This window comes from Acidovorax sp. GW821-FHT09B03, from assembly GCF_059418305.1.
Genome location: NZ_JBWKPP010000007.1, coordinates 241,665 through 256,909 on the forward strand (window position 1 = coordinate 241,665; position 15,245 = coordinate 256,909).

General features: G+C 68.2%; 14 protein-coding genes. 4 read left to right on the forward strand and 10 right to left on the reverse strand.

All coding sequences use genetic code 11. The features are described 5' to 3' along the window. Positions 1–9: 9 nt before the first annotated feature. The 6 genes from AC07PA_RS15645 to AC07PA_RS15670 form a co-directional block, all read right to left on the reverse strand. Positions 10–1,002 carry a Bug family tripartite tricarboxylate transporter substrate binding protein gene (locus tag AC07PA_RS15645; RefSeq protein WP_494609934.1) on the reverse strand — a complete coding sequence of 331 codons (993 nt, stop codon included), beginning with the start codon at positions 1,000–1,002 and terminating at the stop codon, positions 10–12. A 78-nt stretch (positions 1,003–1,080) separates the two neighbouring features. Next, positions 1,081–2,016: an NAD(P)-dependent oxidoreductase gene (locus AC07PA_RS15650; RefSeq protein ID WP_494609933.1), complete on the reverse strand. Its 936-nt coding sequence runs from the start codon at positions 2,014–2,016 to the stop codon at positions 1,081–1,083. Then, positions 2,013–2,699, reverse strand: a complete 687-nt coding sequence (locus AC07PA_RS15655; RefSeq protein WP_145697256.1) for an RraA family protein — start codon at positions 2,697–2,699, stop codon at positions 2,013–2,015. The genes AC07PA_RS15650 and AC07PA_RS15655 overlap by 4 nt, the downstream gene beginning before the upstream one ends. A 65-nt stretch (positions 2,700–2,764) precedes the next feature. Continuing rightward, complete coding sequence (locus AC07PA_RS15660; RefSeq protein WP_494609932.1) at positions 2,765–3,760, reverse strand: Bug family tripartite tricarboxylate transporter substrate binding protein; 996 nt, start codon at positions 3,758–3,760, stop codon at positions 2,765–2,767. Positions 3,761–3,777: 17 nt separating this feature from the next. After that, positions 3,778–4,698, reverse strand: coding sequence for an amidohydrolase family protein (locus AC07PA_RS15665; protein ID WP_494609931.1), 921 nt, complete (start codon positions 4,696–4,698; stop codon positions 3,778–3,780). Between the two features lie 48 nt (positions 4,699–4,746). After that, entirely contained in the window at positions 4,747–5,742 is a 996-nt protein-coding gene (locus tag AC07PA_RS15670) for a Bug family tripartite tricarboxylate transporter substrate binding protein (RefSeq protein WP_494609930.1), read from the reverse strand. Between the two features lie 122 nt (positions 5,743–5,864). On the opposite strand from AC07PA_RS15670, the gene AC07PA_RS15675 reads away from it, so the two are divergent. From AC07PA_RS15675 to AC07PA_RS15685, 3 genes are read left to right on the forward strand one after another with little or no spacing between them, the layout of a single operon-like run. Beyond that, positions 5,865–6,659 carry an IclR family transcriptional regulator gene (locus tag AC07PA_RS15675; protein WP_494609929.1) on the forward strand — a complete coding sequence of 265 codons (795 nt, stop codon included), beginning with the start codon at positions 5,865–5,867 and terminating at the stop codon, positions 6,657–6,659. A gap of 43 nt (positions 6,660–6,702) precedes the next feature. After that, positions 6,703–7,284, forward strand: coding sequence for a peroxidase-related enzyme (locus tag AC07PA_RS15680; protein ID WP_494609928.1), 582 nt, complete (start codon positions 6,703–6,705; stop codon positions 7,282–7,284). A gap of 7 nt (positions 7,285–7,291) precedes the next feature. Next, on the forward strand, positions 7,292–8,026 hold the full coding sequence (locus AC07PA_RS15685; RefSeq protein ID WP_494609927.1) for a hypothetical protein: 735 nt from the start codon (positions 7,292–7,294) through the stop codon (positions 8,024–8,026). Position 8,027: 1 nt separating this feature from the next. Here AC07PA_RS15685 and AC07PA_RS15690 read toward each other — a convergent pair whose 3' ends face one another. The 4 genes from AC07PA_RS15690 to AC07PA_RS15705 form a co-directional block, all read right to left on the reverse strand. Continuing rightward, positions 8,028–11,090 carry a bifunctional diguanylate cyclase/phosphodiesterase gene (locus AC07PA_RS15690; protein ID WP_494609926.1) on the reverse strand — a complete coding sequence of 1,021 codons (3,063 nt, stop codon included), beginning with the start codon at positions 11,088–11,090 and terminating at the stop codon, positions 8,028–8,030. Positions 11,091–11,261: 171 nt separating this feature from the next. After that, on the reverse strand, positions 11,262–11,684 hold the full coding sequence (locus AC07PA_RS15695) for an acyl-CoA thioesterase (RefSeq protein ID WP_007854452.1): 423 nt from the start codon (positions 11,682–11,684) through the stop codon (positions 11,262–11,264). Then, positions 11,681–12,577: a DMT family transporter gene (locus AC07PA_RS15700; RefSeq protein ID WP_007854455.1), complete on the reverse strand. Its 897-nt coding sequence runs from the start codon at positions 12,575–12,577 to the stop codon at positions 11,681–11,683. The genes AC07PA_RS15695 and AC07PA_RS15700 overlap by 4 nt, the downstream gene beginning before the upstream one ends. 18 nt (positions 12,578–12,595) lie before the next feature. Further along, positions 12,596–13,378, reverse strand: a complete 783-nt coding sequence (locus tag AC07PA_RS15705) for an SDR family oxidoreductase (RefSeq protein WP_007854458.1) — start codon at positions 13,376–13,378, stop codon at positions 12,596–12,598. Between the two features lie 140 nt (positions 13,379–13,518). On the opposite strand from AC07PA_RS15705, the gene AC07PA_RS15710 reads away from it, so the two are divergent. Further along, positions 13,519–15,225, forward strand: a complete 1,707-nt coding sequence (locus AC07PA_RS15710) for an electron transfer flavoprotein-ubiquinone oxidoreductase (RefSeq protein ID WP_007854461.1) — start codon at positions 13,519–13,521, stop codon at positions 15,223–15,225. The last annotated feature ends 20 nt before the right edge of the window (positions 15,226–15,245 follow it).

Consider the following 15,245-nt stretch of genomic DNA (forward strand, 5'->3'; position numbering starts at 1 on the left):
TCCGATCAATTATTCAGCTTTGAGGTCCAGGTCCTTGGCAATCTGGGTGTAGGTGGCGACTTCGCGCTCGACCTGCGTGGCAAAGGCCTTGCCGCAGGTGGAATCCGCATCCAGCCCCAGGCCGCGCAGCTTCTCCGCCGCTGCGGCGCTTTTCGCGAAGTCCGTGGCGGCGCGTTCCAGCTTCTGCACCACGGCATCCGGTACGCCGGCGGGCGCCAGCACGCCATACCAGGCATCGGCCGAGTAGTTGCCGCCACCGGCTTCGGCAAAGGTGGCCACCTCGGGCAGCAGCGGCGAGCGCCTGGACGATGCCACGGCCAGGGCCGTGAGCTTGCCGCTGCGGACCTGCGGCAGCACCGAGCCCAGCGTGGCGAACGAGCTGTCGAGCTGGCCACCCATCAGGTCCGTCACCACCGGCGCGGCCCCCTTGTAGGGCACATGGTTGAGCTGCAGGCCGTTGGCCCTGGCGAACACCTCGGTGGCGAAGTGGCCCGAGCTGCCCACGCCCGCGGTACCGGCCGTGGTGCGGCCCGGCTCCTTGCGTGCACGGGCCAGGTAGTCGGCCAGCGACTTCACGGGCAGGCCCGGCCCCACCACCAGTACCGTGGGGCTGGTGGCCACCGTGCACAACGGCCTGAACGACTTCACCGCGTCGAACTTCACCCGGTTGCTGTACAGCCCCGGGATCATCGTGTGGTTGGTGGCACCGAACAGCAGTGTGTAGCCGTCGGCCGGTGCGCTGGCCACGGCCTGTGCGGCCAGGATGGTGTTGGCGCCGGGCTTGTTGTCGACGACGAAGGGCTGGCCCAGCGCCTGGCTGGCGTGGTCGGCAAAGGCGCGCGCCACCACGTCGGTGGGGCCGCCGGCGGCAAAGCCCACCACCAGCTTCACCGGCTTGTTCGGATAGCCGGCGGCCTGGGCGAAGCAGGTGGCGGATGCCAAGGTCAAGGTGGCCAGCAACGCCGTTCTTGCGAGCGCTGGAAATCGTTCTTGCCTGTTCATTGTTGGTGTCTCCTTTGTTCGATTCTCTGGAAGGCCCCACGCGTGGGGCAAGGCGCGCGCCCTGCCCCGCCCGTTGCCTTACGCTGCCGCGGCCGTGCTGCGCGCCAGCACTGCGAGCAGGTTTTTGGCCGCACCGACGCCCATGTTCACGTAGGCATCGCTGGTCACGCCGCCGATGTGCGGGGAGAGGATGACATTCGCCTCGCCCTGGAAGGGGTGGCCGGCCACCATGGGCTCCACGGCAAAGCTGTCCAGGCCCGCGGCCATCACCTGGCCGCTGCGCACGGCGGCCAGCAGCGCTGGCTCGTCGATCAGACCGCCGCGTGCGGTGTTCACCACCACCACACCGCGCCTGCACTGCGCCAGGGTGGCGGCATTGAGCATGCCGCGGTTCTCCTCGGTCAGCGGGCAGTGCAGCGAGATCGCATCGGACTCGCGCCAGATGGCCGCCAGGTCCACGCTCTCGATATACGCCGGCAGGTTCTTCGCGAAGGGGTCGAAGCCGAGCACGCGCATGCCCAGCGCGTCGGCCATCTTCGCAAAGCGCAGGCCGATGGCGCCCAGGCCGACCACGCCCACGGTGCGGCCGTAGAGTTCCAGGCTCTTGTGCGTGGCCTTGTCCCAGTGGCCGGCGTGCATGCGCGCATCGAGCGCCACGACCGACTTGGCGCAGGCCAGCAACAGGGCCAGGGCCTGCTCGGCCACGGCCGCGGCATTGGCGCCCACGGCGGCCACCACCTCGATGCCGCGCGCCTTGGCAGCCACCTTGTCGATGGTGTCGGTGCCGCTGCCATGCTTGGAGATGACCTTGAGCGAGGGCGCCGCGTCCATCACGGCCGCGCCGACCTTGCCGTAGCGCACGATGATGGCCACGGGGTCATGGGTGCGGCACAGGGCCACCAGGTCGTCCTCGGTAGGGGTCTTGCCGGCGTAGACGATCTCGAAGTCCTGAAGCAAAGCCAGGGCCTGGGCCGCCAGGTCGGCGCCCGTCACGATGAGGGCCGGGCGGCTCACAGCGATTCTCCTTCCTTGAGCACGCCAGCGGCGCGCAGGGCCGCGGGCAGCCACTTCGATGCCGTGTCGCCGCGGGCGATGGCCTCGATGCGGGCGGCCTCGTCGGCCACCTTCTTGTCGGCCAGGGCCATCATCGCCGGGGCCTTGGCGCGCTCGATCACCACCACGCCATCGGCATCGCCGACGACCAGGTCACCGGGGTTCACCATGGTGCCGCCGGCCGAGATGGGGTGGTTGATGCGGCCGGGCACGTACTTCGTTGGCCCGGCGGGGTTGAAACCCGCGCTGAAGACCGGGAAGCCCAGTTCCAGCAGTTCGAGCTTGTCGCGGATCGCACCGTCGACGATCACGCCCGCCAGGCCCAGCTTCTTGCAGGCGCTGAGCATCAGCGTGCCCATCAGGGCCGCAGTCTGGTCGCCCTTGCCATCGATCACCAGCACGTCGCCCGGCTTGGCCAGCGCGATGGCGGCGTGGATCATGAGGTTGTCGCCAGGGCGCACTTCGACGGTGAAGGCCGGGCCTGCGACCTGCATGTCCTGGTGGACCGGGGCCACGCGGGCGTGCATGGTGCCGCGGCGGCCCGCCACGTCGGCGAGGATGGCAGCCTGGAAGGTGGCGGCTTTCTGGACGACCTCGGCGCTGACGCGTTCGATGTCACGGATGATTTCGGGAAGCTGGCTCATGGTGCAGTCCTTGTTGGGTTTTGGTATGCGGAGAAAAGTGCAGTGCCTGCGTGGCACCCCGGGAATTACTCGGCGGTGATGTTTCCGTCCTTGATGACCTTGGCCCACTTGGCGGAGTCGGCCTTCTGCAGGTCACCGAGCTGGCGTGGCGTGCCGCCCACCAGGGTCACGCCCAGCTTGTCGGCCAGGGCAAGGACGGCGGGGTCCTTCAAGGCCTTGCCGATCTCGTCGTTCAGACGCTGCACGACAGGTGCAGGTGTCTTGCCGGGCGCGAACACGGCCTGCCACTGCTCGACCACGAAGTCCTTGAGCCCGGCCTCGCCCATGGTGGGCACGGCAGGCAGGGCCTTGAGGCGTTGGGCCGACGTGACCGCCAGCGCGCGCAGCTTGCCGGACTGCACGTGGGGCAGCGCGGCGGCGGCCGGCGCGAACATGAACTGCACCTGCTCGGCCAGCGTGTCCTGCAGCGCCGGGGTGTCGCCCTTGTAGGGCACGTGGATGAAGCGCACGCCGCTTTGCTGCTGCAGCAGCTCGCCCTGCATCTGCAAAATGGTGCCGTTGCCGCCCGAGGCGAAGGCCAGCTTGCCCGGCTGGGCGCGGGCCGCGGCCAGCAGCTCGGCCACCGACTGGAAGGGTTGCTTGGCACCCACCACCAGGATGTGCGGAATGGTGCCGATGGTGATCACCGGCTCGAAGCCCGCGATGGGGTCATAGGGCAGCTTGCCCATGAGGTGCGGTGCGATCGCCTGCGGGCCGATGGAGGTGCCCAGCAGGGTGTAGCCATCGGGTGCGGCCTTGGCCACGAAGGCGGCGCCGATGGTGCCGGTGGCGCCGGCCTTGTTGTCGACGATGACGTTGGTGCCCAGGGAGAACGCCACGCGCAGCGCCAGGTTGCGGCCCAGCACGTCGGTGCTGCCGCCCGGTGGGTAGGGCACGACCCAGGTGATGAGCTTGCCGGCGGGCCAGTCGCCCTGCGCAAAGGCCGGGCCGCTGGCCAGCGACGCAGCCAGGGAGCCGAGCACGCTGCGGCGCGTCAAGGAAAGAGGGGGCGACAGGGTCATGGCATGGGCTCCTGGTATCAATGGAAGGAATCGGGAAATTCGGTCTGCGCGAAGCCGTAGAGGGCACGCGGGTTGTCCACCAGCACGCCGTGCAGGGTGGCTGCGCCCTGCCCTGCACCATCGATCCACTGCGCCAGGCGGTCGAGCTGGCGCGCGTCGTCGGGCAGCGGCTGCACGCCGGCCGTGGCGGTGGCATGGGGCCAGTCGCTGCCCCAGAGCACGCGGTCGGGTGCACAGCGCAGGTAGCCGTGGGCCAGCGCATCGAGGGCCGGGTCTTCCACCGTGTGCAGCGGGCTCACGATGTAGCCGCCGGACAGCTTGATCCAGGCCTTGCCCGCCGCCAGCAGTTCCAGCAGCAGCGCATGGGCGGCATGCGTGCCGGCCTGTGCGGGTGCGATGCGCCCGAAGTGGTCGAACACCAGGTCCACCGGCAGGCGGCGCAGCACGGGCGCCAGCGATGCCAGCAGGTCGGGTGCCATCAGCAGCTGCAGGTGCCAGCCCAGGGGCGCGATGCGCGCGGCCAGCGGCTCCAGCAGCTCGGCCGTGCCCGACACGCCGAGCGAGAGGTTCAACCGCACGCCGCGCACGCCCAGGGCATGCAGGCGCTGCAGTTCGCCATCGCTTTCGCTGCCGTCGATCACCGCGACACCCCGTGCCTGTTCACCCAGCGCGGCCAGCCCTTCGAGCATGCAGCGGTTGTCGCTGCCATAGGTCGACGGCGTGACCAGCACGGTGCGCGTGGTGCCGATGCGCCGCTGCAGTTGCCCATAGTCGCCGGCCGAGGCATCGGGCGGCAGCAGGCGGGCACCGGGGGCCGGGGCAAAGCGGCTGTCGTACACATGCACATGGCAGTCGCAGGCGCCGGCGGGCACGGCCACCGCAGGCCTTTCGGTGCCCACCGAGAAAGCTACGGGCGTGGCAAGGCAATCGCGGGTCATGGCGATGGTCCGGTGGGCGTGGGCTCAGCAGAAGGTCGGCAGGCTCAGTCAGTCGAGGCTTGCGCCCGAGTCCTTGACGATCTTTCCCCAGCGCGGCACTTCGGTGCGCAGCAGCTGGGTGAACTGCTCGGGCGTGCCGCCCATCACGTCGCCGCCTTCGCTGCGCAGCTTCTCGGCCACTTCGGCGTGTTGCAGCGCCTGGTTGATGGCCTTGTTGAGCTGGGCCACGATGGGCGCTGGCGTGCCGGCGGGCGCGAGGATGCCAAACCAGGTCACGGCCTCGAAGCCCTTGTAGCCCGATTCCGCCAGCGTGGGCACGTCGGGCAACTGGGACGAGCGTTTTGCCGAGGTGATGGCCAGCACCTTGAGCTTGCCATTGCGCACCTGGCCCAGCAGCGTGGGCACGGAGGACATGTACAGATCGATCTGCCCGCCCACCAGGTCGGTCATGGCCTGGGCCGCGCCCTTGTAGGGAATGTGGCGCAGCTGGATGCCGGCAGCGTTCTCGGCCAGCTCGCCGGCCAGGTGGGCCACCGTGCCGTTGCCCGAGTAGCCCAGGGTGAGCGCGTCGGGCTTGCCCTTGGCGGCAGCCACCACGTCGGCGAAGGTCTTGTAGGGCGAGTTGACGGGCGCGGCCATCACGATGGGCGAGGACGACACTAGCGCCACGGGCACCAGGTCCTTGAGCGGGTCGTAGGGCAACTTGGGGTAGAGCGTGGGGTTGATGGCCAGGTTGCTGGTCTGGCCCATGACCAGGGTGTAGCCATCGGGTGCGGACTTGGCCGTGGCATCCACGCCCAGGTTGCCGCCCGCGCCGGGGCGGTTGTCGACGATCACGTTCCACTTGTTCTGGTCCGTGAGCTTTTGCGCCACGGTGCGCGCGATCATGTCCGTGCCGCCGCCGGGAGGGAAGGGCACGATGAGACGGATCGGCTTGCTGGGGTAGGCGGCCTGCGCCCATGCCGCGCCGCCGGGCACGGCGGCGGCAGCCAGGCCCAGGAAGGCGGCGCACAGGGAACGCGAAAGCGAAGGGAAGGCTGGCATGGTTTTGTCTCCGTTGTGGTGGTTCGTCACGCCGGCCTGCAGGGCCCGGCGCCGTGGGTGCGACTTTACGCAGACGTTTCAACCCATACAATGCAGTTGCACACCATGAAACGAATTGCACCATGAGCAACCCTCCTCCCAAGCCCCCTCTTCCGGCCGCGCCACCGGTACCCGGCACAGCTGGCGATGCCAGCAGTGGCGTCATTGCCGTCACGCGCGCGCTGCAGGTGCTGGAGGCGTTTGCGCTGGGCGAGTCGAGCCTGTCGCTGGCCGAACTGAGCCGGCGCTGCGGCCTGCACAAGACCACGGTGCTGCGCCTGGCGCGCACGCTGGCGCAGTCGGGCTTCATGGTCCAGCGCGAGGATGGCGACTGGCGCCTGGGCCCGGCTGCAGGCTGGCTGGGCGCACGCTACCAGGCGGGCTTCGACGTGCAGAACGTGCTGGAACCGGCGCTGCGCGAGCTGACCCATGCCACGGGCGAGAGCGCCGCCTTCTACGTGCGCGAAGGCCAGGTGCGCACCTGCCTCGTGCGCGTGGAAGGACCGCAGGCGCTGCGCCACCATGCGCGCATGGGCGAGGGCCTGCCGCTGGACAAGGGCTCGCCGGGCCGCGTGATCCTGGCCTTCTCGGGCGAGCCGGGCAAGGCCTACGAGGAGATCCGCCAGAAGGGCTACCACTGGTCCATCGGCGAGCGCGAACAGGGCGTGGCCACGGTGTCGGCGCCGGTGTTCGGCATGCACTGGAGGCTGATGGGGTCGGTGTGCATCTCGGGACCGGCATCGCGCCTGCCGGCTGAAAAGCTCGAAAACCTCGCCAAGACCGTAATGGCTGCGGCCACGCAACTGTCGTATGCGCTGGCAGGCAACACGGCCGCGCCGTCGCACAGCCCCGTGCGCGCAACGCACTGGCATCCTTGAATCCCGGATACTGGGGCCCATCAGAAAAAACAAGGAGACCGACGTGACCCGCTACCCCTTTCCCGCCCTCGACAGCCTGCCCGAGGACATCCGCGCTCGCATCCTCGAAGTGCAGGAGAAGGCCGGCTTCGTGCCCAATGTGTTCCTGGCCTTCGCGCGGCGCCCGGCCGAGTGGCGCGCCTTCTTTGCCTACCACGATGCGCTGATGCTCAAGGAGGAAGGCAGCCTGACCAAGGGCGAGCGCGAGATGATCGTCACCACCACCAGCGCGGCCAACCAGTGCCTGTACTGCGTGGTGGCGCATGGCGCGATCCTGCGCATCTACGAGAAGAAGCCGCTGGTGGCCGACCAGGTGGCGGTGAACTACCGCAAGGCCGAGATCAGCCCACGCCAGCGCGCCATGCTCGACTTCGCCATGAAGGTCTGCGAGCGCTCGCACGAGATCGAGGATGCCGACTTCACCGCCCTGCACGCGCATGGCTTCGACGACGAAGACATCTGGGACATCGCAGCCATCACCGCCTTCTTCGGGCTGAGCAACCGCATGGCCAGCTTTGCCGGCATGCAGCCCAACCCCGAGTTCTACCTGATGGGCCGTGTCCCGAAGGCCAAACCGGCCGCCTGAGGCACCCATGCAGCCGTCCTGCCTCCTGGCTGCCGGGCTGTACGCAGCCAGCGCCTTCGCGGCCTGCGGCGCCCACGCCGCCGCCAGCGGCTTTGCACCGGGCAGCGGCACGCTGGACGTATATCCCCTGCCGGTGCAGGTGCCGGCCGGCGCACTCTCGCCCCTGTCGAGCACCCTGCCGCCCCTGCTGCTGCGCAAGGGCACGGCCGAGCCGGTGTACTACCTGGCGGCAGGCCTGGGCGTGCCGCGCTACGGCATTGCCGACCTGCCCGGTGCCGGTGCCTGGCGCGTGGTGCCCGATGCCAACTGCGCCAGCCTGGTGCCGGTGGCGCTCGACGAAGTCAAGCAGCCTTCCGTGCAGGTCGTCACGGTGCAGCAGAACCCCCTGCCCATGGCCTGTGCCGCCGCCTTCGAAGGCAGCTGCACCAGCCGTGACCAGCGCCTGCGCATCGGCACCGCCTTCCAGGGCACGCGGCGCACGGCACGCACCGGTGGCGGCTTCTTCGGCACCGAAGGAAAGATCACCACCACCTTCCACACCGGTGTGCGCACGCTGACCATCGAGCACCTGCCCTCGGGCCGCCAGTGGCGCATGGATGAGGCGCTGCAGGACTCCGCCGCCTACAGCGCACCGCAGACGGCCATCCGCTACCTGCCGGAGTGGCAGCGGGTGCTGCTGCTCGGTGTCAGCACTGGAACCGAGGGCGCGCAGGGCCGCTGCATCGCGCTGCCGCCAAGCTGATTCAGGCCATGTCGCCTTGCGGCTGGGTGGCGGCGAGCAGCGCCGTCGCGGCCTCCACGGACATCGGGCGGGCATACAGGTAGCCTTGCACCTCGTCGCAGCCATGGTCCTTGAGGAAATCGCGCTGCTCGGCGGTTTCCACGCCTTCGGCGATCACGCGCAGCTTCAGGCTCTTGGCCATGGCGATGACGGCCGAGGCGATGGCCTCGGCCTCCTCGTTGCCGTGCTTGCCCAGGTCGAGGATGAAGGAGCGGTCAATCTTGAGCTTGCTCACCGGGAAACGGCGCAGATAGCTCAGGCTGGAGTAACCCGTGCCGAAGTCGTCGATGGCGATCTGGATGCCCTTGCCCACCAGCTGGTGCAGGGTCTCCACGGCGGCATCCGTATTGGCCATCAACGTGCCCTCGGTGAGCTCCATCTCGAGCGCGCCCGCGGGCAGGTCGAACTCCGAGAGGACACGGCCCACCTCGTGCAGGAAATCGGGTGCCTGGAACTGCACCGCCGAGAGGTTCACGGCAATGGGCAGCGGCACCAGCCCCTCGCTGCGCCAGCGGGACCAGATGCGCGCCGCCTCGCGCAGCACCCAGTTGCCGATTTCCGCGATCATCCCCGAAGACTCGGCAATGGGAATGAACCGCGCCGGGGACACCGGGCCCCGCGTCTTGTGCGTCCAGCGCAGCAGGGCCTCCATGCCCACGGGCTGGCCATACGCCAGGGTGAACTGGGGCTGCAGGTGCAACTCGAGTTCGCCGACGTCGATGGCCTGGCGCAGGTCCACCGCCAGCAGCATGTCGTCGTAGGCCGAGGCATTCATCTCGGGCGCATACAGGCGCCAGGTGTTGCGCCCGTGGGCCTTGGCGATGCGCATCGCGGCTTCGACGTTGTGCAACAGGTCCTCCGCCGTGTGCGCATGCTCGGGATAGCTGGCGATGCCGATGCTGGCGGTGGGAGAGACCGGGTGCTCCTGCGGCCCCAGGCGGATGGGCGGGGCCAGCAGCGCGCGCACCTGGCTGATCAGCAGGGCATGGGTGACGGGGTTGCCCGCGAGAACGAGCATGAATTCGTCGCCGCCATAGCGGTACAGGCCCTTGAGGTCGGCACTCAGCCCCTGCAGGCGCCTGGCGGTCTCGACCAGCAGCACATCGCCCTGGGCATAGCCGAACGACTCGTTGACGCCCTTGAAGCGGTCCAGGTTGACCAGCGCCAGCGACAGGCTGTTGTGCGGGGATACGGCCTGGGCATCGATGCTGGCAATGTACTGCGACAGCTCCTGCTCCAGCCGGGCGCGGTTGGGCAGCCCCGTGACCGGGTCATGGATGGCCAGGTACTGCGCCTGGCTCTCGGCCTGCTTGAGGCGCGTCAGGTCCGTGAACAGGTCCACATGCTGCTCCACCTGGCCGTCCGCGCCACGGTGCGCGCAGACCAGCAGACGCGCCGGGAAGACCGTGCCGTCCTTGCGGCGGATGTGCACCTCGCCCTCCCAGAAGTCTTCGGTCTGGAGGATGGCGCGCGCACGCTCGACCCCTGCGGGGTCGAGCCCCGCATTGAGGATCACCGTGGGCTGCCCCTGCAAGTCCTCGAGCGTGTAGCCGGTGATCTTGGTGAGGTGGGCATTGATCGAGACGATGCGCTTGTCACGGTCGCCGACCACGATGGCGGCGGCGGAGCGGTCGAAGAAGCTCGCGGCCACGCGCAACTGCGTCTCCACCTCGGCCTGGCGCGTGATGTCGCGGCCTATGCCCACGAAATAGCGCTGACCGTCCGACTCGAAGCAGCCGACGGTACCTTCCAGCAGGAAGGTGCTGCCGTCGGCGCGCAGCCGGGGGATGCGAACGTGGCGCGACTCGCCGGGCTGCATGGCCTCCAGGATGGCCGCCTGCGCCGCGGCGTTGTCCGGTGGCCGCAGGCGCTGTGCGTTCATGCCGATGAGCTGCTCGCGGGGGTAGCCATAGACGTCGACGGTCGCCTGGCTCACGTCGAGGATGGTGCCGTCGTTGTCGGTCAGGAAGAAGATGTCGGTCGAGCCCCGCATCACATGCTCGTAGTGCCGGCGCAGCCCGGCCTCGCGCGCGGCGTGGCGGTGGTGGTCGCCGCGGCGCCAGGCAGCATAGAGCAGCGAGCCCAGCAGGATGAGCACCGTGGCCCCGAGGACCAGGAGGCGGCTGCGGTCCTGCACCGCCGCATACACCGCTGTCTCGGGCATCAGGCTCAGCACCATCCACGACGGCAGCAGGATGTTCTCGCGCCGGGCCATCACCGCCACGCCATGCCGGTTGCGCCCCTGCGCCGCGGCAACACCGGGCTCGGTCAACAGCGACTCCACCACGGGCCCCGCCCCTTGAAGCGCCTGCAGCCCGGGGCCGCTGGCCGGGGCCAGGACCTGCAGGCCACGTGCATCGCGGTGCACCAGAATGGTCTCTCCACCCCAGTTGGGCAGCCTGGCCTTGGCCAGGGTGTCCACCAGCCACTGCAGGTCCATCTCCATGTACAGCACATGGCCCGTCCCCGGGGCGAGCCCGGCAATGCTGCGCACCAGGGCCAGGCGCAGCCCGGCTCCGTTCTCGGCAGGCAGTTCGATCCACCGCGGGTAGGCACCTGTTCCCGCCTGCACCACGCGGCCGAGCTGCTGCGCGTCCAGTGCGGCGCCACTGCTGAACACCGCCTTGGCCGTGTCGGCATCGATGACCTCGATGCTCCGGTAGCCGTAGACGCGGCGTATGCCTTCGAGATGCCGATGGATGACAGGAGCGTATTCGGCGCGTTGCGCATCGCCCTGCCCCCACTGCCCGAGTGCCTTGACCAGCAGGGGGTTGGAGCCGATGGCCTCGGCGTCGCCAGAGCGCTCCGTGAGCCAGGTGTCCAGGGAATGGGCCGACAGTTCGGAAGTGACCCGCAGAGTCTCGGACGCCGTCTGTTCGGCAGCCCGCTTGCCCTGGAAGTGCAAGGCGATCCCGAGCGCGATCACGCCCGCGACAAAGACGGCAAAGGCCAATGGATTTGCCCAGCCGTGCAGGCGGGCGTCGGATTGCGCATCGCTGCGCCCAGGGCTGCTGTCTGTGGCCATGGCCGAAACCCCCGTGACAGGCAAGCGGCGTGGCCAGGAGTTCGCACACTCGCCCATTGCAACAATGAACCTGCACAACCCCCATCAGCTGTGCGCTGCACGCCATGGCAGACCGTGCCGATGGTTTGGATTTAGTCCGATTCGGGCGGGGGTGTCAAGGCGCCCCCGCCGTCATCCGTTGACGATGGCCAGCATCCACTCCGGCAGCGCGACCGCCTTCTTCTGGGGGAAGTCCACCCAGATCGTCGTGGCGCCGCCCGCTGCGTAGACCACACCCGGCCGGTCCACCCGCTCCAGGGTGCCCCAGGTCTCGAAGGTGGTGCGGCCCGGGTCGCTCACGTAGAACTTGAGCAGCACGTCGGCCGGGTATTCGAGCTGTTGGTAGAAATTGCAGAAGGCATTGACGATGACCGGCCCCTGGCCCGTGGGGTCGGGGTTGCAGCCCACCGATACCATCCAGTCGATGCGCGCCGTCTCCAGGTAGCGAAAATACACCGTGTTGTTCACGTGCCCCATGGCATCCATGTCGCCCCAGCGCACGGGAAAGCGCATCTCGTGCACCAGTTTCTTTTTCTCGGGGATTTCAATCTTCATCGGTGTGCCTTGATGGAAGCGAGGATGCCCAATGTAAACAACACGGCGGCGGCCCACTGCGCCAGCGTCGGCCAGCGGCCATCCCACGCAAAGGAATAGACGAGCGCGAACAGCGTCTCGCTCACGATCAACTGCCCGCACAGGCTGGCGGACAGGCGCTGGCTGGCGATATTCCACAGGATGGTCGCCAGCCAGCTCGAACCAAAGCCGAGCGCCAGGCACACGGCCACGAAGGTGCCGAAGCCCGGCTGCGCGGCCAGCGCGGGCAGGCTGGAGCCGCCCGCCAGCCACAGCAGCAGGCCGCCCAATCCGGTGGCCACGCCCAGCCAGTTGGCCCAGTCGGTGGCGCGCACCTCGGGGTGGCGCTTGAGCCAGGCGGAGTTGAAGATGGCGAAGGCGGTCCAGAACACCAGGGCCACCAGGGCGATGCCGATGCCGCGCCAGTAGCTGCCGGCGCCGGGGGTTGCGGGATCGCCATGCGGAACGCCGGCCATCAGCGCCAGGCCGGCCACGGTGAGCACCAGCCCGGGCGCCAGGGCCGCCCAGCGCAGGCCCTGCGGCTTGCCCAGCAGCATGACCCAGACCGGGATGGTACCGATGATCAGTGCCGGCATCTCGGCACCCGCATCGCGGATGGCCCAGACCAGCAGCAGGTAGTAGCCCGTGAAGCCCAGCACCGACAGCCACAGCGCAGCCCAGGCCTGTGCCAGGGTGGGTCGGCGCGAACTGCCGCGCAAACCCCACAGCAGCATGGAGAGGGCCACAGCGCCATAGGCCACAAAGCGGCCCGAGGTCAGGTCCACCGAAGCGAACGAACCGGCCATGCGCGGCGCGACGAATACCAGACCCCAGAGCGCGCCGGCGGCGAGCCCCGCCAGGATGCCGGTCAGCATCGGTGGGCGGCGCCGGGCTCAAACGGCAAAGCCATCGTCCGCGGCAATCACGGCACCGTTGATGAAATGGCTCTGGTCGCTGGCCAGCATGATGATCAGCGCATCGAGGTCCTCGGGGCTGCCCACGCGCTTGCGCGGCAGCATCTCGATGAGCTTCTTGCCCTGCTCGGTCTGCCAGTGGCGGTGGTTGATCTCGGTGTCGATGTAGCCCGGGCAGATGGCATTCGTGTTGATGCCGAAACGGCCCCATTCCATGGCCATGGCACGGGTCATCTGCACCACGGCGGCCTTGCTCATGCAGTAGGCGCCGATCTGCGGCAACACCTTGAGCCCGGCCATCGAGGCGATGTTGATGATGCGCCCGCCCGTGAAGCTGCCCGGTGCCGCCCCGCGCGAGCGCGCCAGCATGCGCTTGCCCACCTCCTGCGCGACGAAGAAGGCGCCCTTGACGTTGGTGTCGAAGATGAAGTCGTAGTCCTCGGGCGTCACGTCCTGCAGGCGCTGGGTGGTGCTCACGCCCGAGTTGTTGACCAGGATGTCGATGGAGCCCATCTCGGTCTCGGCATGGGCCACGGCGGACTTGATGGAGGCGTGGTCGGTCACGTCGAGTTCGAGCACGTGGGCATCGCCGCCCTCGCCCTCGATGCGGGCGCGCAGCTCCTTGAGCTTTTCGATGCGGCGGCTGGCCAGCACCACCCCGGCCCCGGCGCGCGCCAGCGTGCGCGCGAACTGGGCCCCCAGGCCGCTGGAGGCACCGGTGATGAAGGCCACCCGGCCGGAAAGATCGATGCTGTATGCCATTTAGAGAGCCTCCACTGCAGAAAAAAGAACGATCGTTCGATTATTCAAATTTGGTGAATACAATCAGTCTCCAGACAGACAGAATCCTGGCCTCTGTCCGAAGACAATCACTCGATTATCAAACGCACGACGAAAAACCCATGACGAACGAAGAAATCCTCGCCCAGTATGGTCCCCGTGAAGCAATGGAATACGACGTGGTCGTCGTGGGCGGCGGCCCCGGCGGCCTGGCCACCGCGATCCGGCTCAAGCAGCTCGCGGCAGAAAAAGGCCAGGACATCTCGGTCGTGGTGCTCGAAAAAGGCTCCGAGCCCGGCGCACACATCCTGTCGGGCGCCATCATGGACCCCAAGGCCCTGACCGAGCTGATCCCCGACTGGAAGGCCAAGGGCGCCCCGCTGAACCAGCCCGTGACCGACGACGCGATGATCTTCCTGGGCGAGAAGTCGTCCTTTCGCGTACCCAATGTGTTCCTGCCGCACAACTTCCAGAACCACGGCAACTACGTGGTGCGCCTGGGCAATGTGGTCAAGTGGCTGGGCGAGCAGGCCGAAGCCCTGGGCGTGGAGATCTTCCCCGGCTTTCCGGCCGCCGAGGTGCTCTACAACGAGAACGGCTCCGTCAAGGGCGTGGCCACCGGCAACATGGGCATCGGCAAGGAAGGCGAGCCCACGGGCGACTTCCAGCTGGGCATGGAACTGCATGCCAAGTACACGATCTTCGCCGAAGGTTCGCGCGGCCACCTGGGCAAGCAGCTGATCTCGCGCTTCAAGCTCGACGCGCATTCCGACCCGCAAAGCTACGCCATCGGCATCAAGGAGCTGTGGGAGATCGACCCGCAGCGCCACCAGCCCGGCTTCGTGATGCACACCGCCGGCTGGCCCATGGAGAACGACACCTACGGTGGCGCCTTCCTGTACCACCTGGACGACAACAAGGTGACCCTGGGCTTCATCACCGGCCTGGGCTACTCCAACCCCTACCTGAGCCCATTCGAGGAATTCCAGCGCTGGAAGACGCATGCCAACATCCGCTGGTACCTGGAAGGCGACGAATCCAAGGGCATCAAGCCGGCCAAGCGCATCAGCTACGGCGCGCGCGCCATCACGGCCGGCGGCCTGCTGAGCCTGCCCAAGACCATCTTCCCGGGCGGCGCACTGATCGGCTGCGACGCGGGCTACCTGAACGTGGGCCGCATCAAGGGCAGCCATGCCGCCATCAAGTCCGGCATGCTGGCCGCCGAGGCCGCCTACGACGCCGTGGTGGCCGGGCGCCAGCACGATGAGCTCAGCGCCTACCCCGAGGCTTTCGAGAAGAGCTGGCTGCACACCGAACTCAACAAGGACCGCAACTTCAAGAACTGGTTCAAGAAGGGCCTGGTCACCGCGACGATCATGAACGGCCTGGAGCAGTTCGTGCTCAAGGGCAACATCCCCTGGACGCTGCACCGCGACAAGCCCGACCACGTGCACCTCAAGCCCGCGTCTGAGTGCAAGCCCATCATCTACCCCAAGCCCGATGGCAAGCTGACCTTCGACCGGCTCTCGAGCGTGTTCATCAGCAACACCAACCACGCCGAGAACCAGCCGGCCCACCTGACGCTCAAGGATGCGAGCGTGCCGGTGAACATCAACCTGTCCAAGTACGCCGGCCCCGAGGCCCGCTACTGCCCGGCCGGTGTCTACGAGTTCGTGCCCGACGTGGCCAAGGGCGGCGACGCCCAGCGCCTGCAGATCAACGCGCAGAACTGCGTGCACTGCAAGACCTGCGACATCAAGGACCCGACGCAGAACATCGTCTGGGTGACACCCGAAGGCGGCGGCGGCCCGAACTACTCGGGCATGTAAGCCAAGACAAAGGGCCTGCG